Below are 4646 nucleotides of genomic sequence, written 5' to 3' on the forward strand. Positions count from 1 at the left end.
ATCAGAACCATTAACGACCGCAACCGGCTCCCGTAGAACACAATATCACTGAGCGGGAGCGCGAGGTCGCTCTTGCCCTTGCCTGCCATGCCAGTTCCCTCTCGGCTCTGTTGCTCCGCTGTCGTTCACCGCTGTGACGATTATGACTCCTCCCGTGGTGCCGGAGGCGGGCAAGTACATCTGAGGCAGCGCCTGCGCCCCTTACGCGCCGGGGCGCCCATAAGTGGGCTGCTCGTCCCAGAAGTCTTCCGGGAAAATCGGGCAGGTCTCTTCGCCGCTCAAAAGTCTATGGATGAGGGAACCAGTCGATCCGGCATACTCGTAAAAGGCATCTTCCCTGCAGTCGATGATCAGTCCGACTGCCAGGGTGTCCAAATCCGTGCCGACCCAGCAGCACAGATCGCCGTTATCGGTCCCTCCCCACGAAACGGTGTCCGAGATGGAGTATCCGAGTTCTGCGATGCGTGCTCGAATGCGCACAGCTGCCTGGCGCTCAAGTACACGATGCAGATTAGCTGTTCTTGCGTTCGCGTCCAGGTGTCGGTTCGCATGCCCTGGGGAGTAGACCCAGAGAAAGTCGTTGAAGCAGCCTCCCCCGTACCACTCGTGCAGGAGCCTGCGATCGGCTTGGACGTTGCCCTCTACGGACGCGGCCGACACCCCCTCGATGATGCTCGGTTCGATGTCTGGGGGCGGGCAGATGCGGGCCAGGTCCAGAATGCTGGTCATGTGGTGCTGCTGTTCATGAATGAGGCTCCCATGTACCAACCGTTGTCGCCGTACACGTCGATATCTACCCTGCTTGGAATTGGGTCACTCCCTGAATAGCGTGGTGTTGCCACGTATATTACCTCGTTGCCCGGTACGCCATTCGCTGGATCGCCCTTCACGTACGCTGCTACAGCGTCCTCAAAATCGCTTTGTGGGCCATTGTTTACAGCAGCGTCCTGGGTAACAAAGTTTCGCGGCTCGTTTCCGGGGCCTCCGAGCTGTTTTGGAATCAGGTGGCCGCGAGAATGTCCTGCTGCCTCGCCGCCGAAGCCCGGCGGCTTCATTCGCCTCACGGCTTTGCCACCGTCTGGCGGGTTTGGGCCGATCCGTGCGGTGGCCCCGGTCGGGCGCCCATGAATGTCTGGTGTTCCGTATTCGATCTCAAGGTCGCAGGAGGGGGCGAGGCCGAGCGGGTCCGCCCACGTGAGGGGGTTCGAGACGTAGCTGACGGGGTTCGGTGCCGGTGCGAGTCCGAGAGGATCGGGGGAGAGATAACGCGCGGTCTCAGGGTCGTAGGTTCGGAAGTGGTTGTAGTGGAGGCCCGTTTCGGGGTCGTAGTACTGGCCGGGGAAGCGCAGCGGTGTGTACGCCACGCTGTCCGCTGCCCATGCGGTTGAACCCCACAGAGTGGCGCGGGCGCGCCAGGCTATATCTCCGTGCTCGTCGAGGAGTTCGGTGGGGGCACCCACGAGGTCGGTGACGATGGCGAAGAAGCGGGAGTCGATCTCGTCCTGGGAGGCCGTGCCCGCACTCACCCGTTCCGTCTGGGCTATGGGCCGCAGTCCTTGATGCTCCCAGGTGAGAGTCACGGGGCGAGACAATTCGGGGGAGGAAGTGGTCTGTTCGCAGAGCGTGACTCCGTCCCAGGCGAAGGTGGTCTCCTCGATCACGGACTGACCATCAGGTGCGACCCGTTGCTTCGCCACGCGGCGGCCGTGGGGGTCATGGAGGTAGCGCCAGAGTGTGCCGTCGGGCGTGGTGACTGCGGTGAGGCGGTCTTCGGCGTCCCAGGTGTAGCGCCACGTTTCGGGCTTGCGGGAGAGGCGCGACTTCTGCCGTAGCGTGATGCGGCCTTGGGCGTCGTGTTCGTATCGAACGTTGCCGGCTCGCGTGATGCGGTTGCCCGTGTAGCCGCGCGGGCCTGTGGCCTCTTGACCAGGGTGCGAGGCAGGCCATGAGGCCTCGGTCTGGTTGCCGACCTCGTCGTAGGCATATTGCTCGGCCCAGTTCTCGGCGCGAACAGCGGTGACGCGGCCCGCGGTGTCGAGATCGAAGTAACGCGTTCCGTTCAGCTGGTCCTCCAGCCGGACGAGGTTGCCGTCGGGGCGATACGCGTAACTTCGGCGCTGGACACTTCGACCTGCTGCCGTGGTGATCCCTTGGTTGGTCAGGCGCCCCATGCCGTCGAACTCGTTGGTCAGGGTGAGGGCGTCAGCGATACGCCGGTTCAATTCTTGCCCGGCAGGATCGCGATTGAATCCGATCGTTGTTCCGGCCGTGATCAAGTGTGAGTGCCGCCCCGCTGCGTCGTAGCTCCATTCAGTGACGGCGAGGGTAGGTGTGGTACGCCTGGTGCGCTGACCGCAGACATCAAACTCATGGGTCATGGTGTGGCCGTTGATCGATTCGGACACCGGACGGCCAAGTCTGTCGTGCTCCGCGACAAGGTCCACACCTGGCGAGACGGCATGGGTGATCTGCCCTGTGGGGGAGTACGTGTAGGAAGTGACCTGACCGTCTGCGTCCTTCCGGCTGATTCGGCCGAGCGCGTCCCGCTCGTACGCGACGGTCTGCCCGAGAGCGTTGGTGCGCGCCGTCATGCGGCCGACCGGGTCACGGGAGTAGCTGATGGTGCGTCCGTCGAAGTCGGATTCGCAGATCAGGCGGCCGGCACCGTCATAGGTGTAAGTCCACTCCAGATGCTTGGGGTTGCTGACCCGGGTAAGGCGCAGCTCCGTATCGTAGGCGAACTCGTATCGCATCCCGTCCGGGCCGGTCCTGGCGGTGAGAAGGTCGAAGTGGGTGTAGTCGAAGCGTGTGACGGCACCCGCCGCATCCGTGTGGCTGGTGCAATTGCCTTCGCCGTCATAAGTCCACGATTCGCCACTGCCGTCCGACTCGATACGCTGAGTCGGGAGACCCTCCACTGTCCATTCCATGCGCGTCGTCCGCCCGAGCGCGTCAGTGAACGAGGTCGGCCGACCGAAGGCGTCACGTCTATAACTGCTTATTTCCCCAAGGGCGTTGCTGATTTGCAACGGCATACCGGCGTGGTCACTGCGGATCTCCGTGGATCTGCCGAGCGCGTCAGCGATGGACATGAGCCGACCGGCTGCGTCGTATGTGAAGCAAGTGGTGGCTCCGGTCGGGTCAACCAGGGCGATGCGGTTTCCTCGTGCGTCGTACTCCTGGCGCCACGCGGTACCGTCCGGTCCGGCCACGACAGTCGGTAGGCCGAGATCGTTGTACTCGGAGATGACCCGGTGGCCGTCTGGTCGGAGCACGGAAATGACCTGACCACGGTTGTCGTACTGGTATCGCGTGGTATGTCCGAGCTCATCGGTGAAGGACGTCAGGTGGTGATCAGAGTCGAAGTCTTTTCGGACGATGTCGCCCAAGGGGCTGATTTCGGCGATGACCTGGCAGTTGTCGTTGATGACGAAATGGGACGCGAACCCTTCGCCTGTGGTGACCGCGGTTACTCGACAGCCGGGCCAAGCTGAGTCTGTGCCGTCGTATGCGAAGAGGTTGGTGACGTGTCCCGCTTCGCCGCCCTGACTGATACAGCGGTCTTGATCGTCGTAGTTGTAGTCGTAGCGGCTGTTGTTGGTGTCGGTCCAGGACGTAATGCGCAGGCGATCGTCATACGTGAACCGCATCGACAGGCCGGAGGAGTTGGTGACCGAGGTGAGATTTCCCTCGGTGTAGCCGTACCGCTTGATCGTGAGATCCGCGCCGTCCTCAGCGGCACCGGCCAAGCTCAGGACGGTGACGCGGTCCTTGTCCACGACCAGCCGGAGGTGGTAGCCGCCGGAGTGTCGGATCGAGAAGGGAGCGCCATCGGCGTCGTAGTCGAAGTCGATGAAGTTGTGGTTTCGATCGCTGATGCGCTCCAACCGCGCCAGGCCGTCCTGCGGCGGGGCGAACCGCCTGCTGAGGCCGGTTCGTGGATCGGTGACGCGGTATCCGCCATTGTCCAGACGAATCATGGGCCAGCGTGGGCCCGCATGGGTGAACACCGGGGTCTCCGGCACTTCGGGGTGCGGATAAGCCAGCAGCATGCCGTCCTCGGTGATCAGGACGACACCATGTTCGTCGATCTCCAGGCGCTGGTCGATGGTGGAGGCCCAGGAAGGGCCGAACCATCCACCGGTGTGGTAGTCCGAGGCGACTCGCCGGGTGAAGAGCAGCGGGAGGGTGCCGGGCAGCATGATGTCGGTCTCCGCCATGTACATCTGACCGGTGGCCGGGTCGACGGGGTCGCCACACCCTTTGACCATGCTCTTAAGGCGGTTGTACGCGCCCTTGGCGCCGTCGGCGATGGCGCTGCGGGCCGACTTCAGGCCGCTGAGCCCCTTACTCATGGCCTTCATTCCGCCCTTGAGTCCTTTGAGGCCTTTGGCGAGGCCGCGGAGGCTGGTGAGGCCCTTCATGCCGGGGATGCAGTCCAGGGCGGCGAAGGCGACATCGAGCAGGCCTGCTTCTCCGTTGGCGTATTTATGGAGGGTGTCGGCGAGGACGACCAAGGCGGCGATGAGGACGATGGCGCCGAGGATGGGGCCGCCGATGATCATGGCGATGACGCCGAGTACGGCGACGACGACCTTGCAGACGGCGACGATGGTGTCCCAGTTGTCGGTGACCCAGTCGCCGAC

General features: G+C 63.4%; 2 protein-coding genes. Both read right to left on the bottom strand.

Annotated elements, in window-relative coordinates; genetic code table 11:
• Nucleotides 1–201: 201 nt before the first annotated feature.
• Entirely contained in the window at nucleotides 202–729 is a 528-nt protein-coding gene (locus tag ACQKIP_RS40305) for a hypothetical protein (RefSeq protein ID WP_365863024.1), read from the bottom strand.
• Nucleotides 726–4565, bottom strand: coding sequence for an RHS repeat-associated core domain-containing protein (locus ACQKIP_RS40310; RefSeq protein WP_427745312.1), 3840 nt, complete (start codon nucleotides 4563–4565; stop codon nucleotides 726–728). The genes ACQKIP_RS40305 and ACQKIP_RS40310 overlap by 4 nt, the downstream gene beginning before the upstream one ends.
• Between the last annotated feature and the right edge of the window lie 81 nt (nucleotides 4566–4646).

The sequence above is a fragment of the Streptomyces sp. NPDC059900 genome, from assembly GCF_050270335.1.
In the GTDB taxonomy this organism is placed as follows: Bacteria; Actinomycetota; Actinomycetes; order Streptomycetales; family Streptomycetaceae; genus Streptomyces.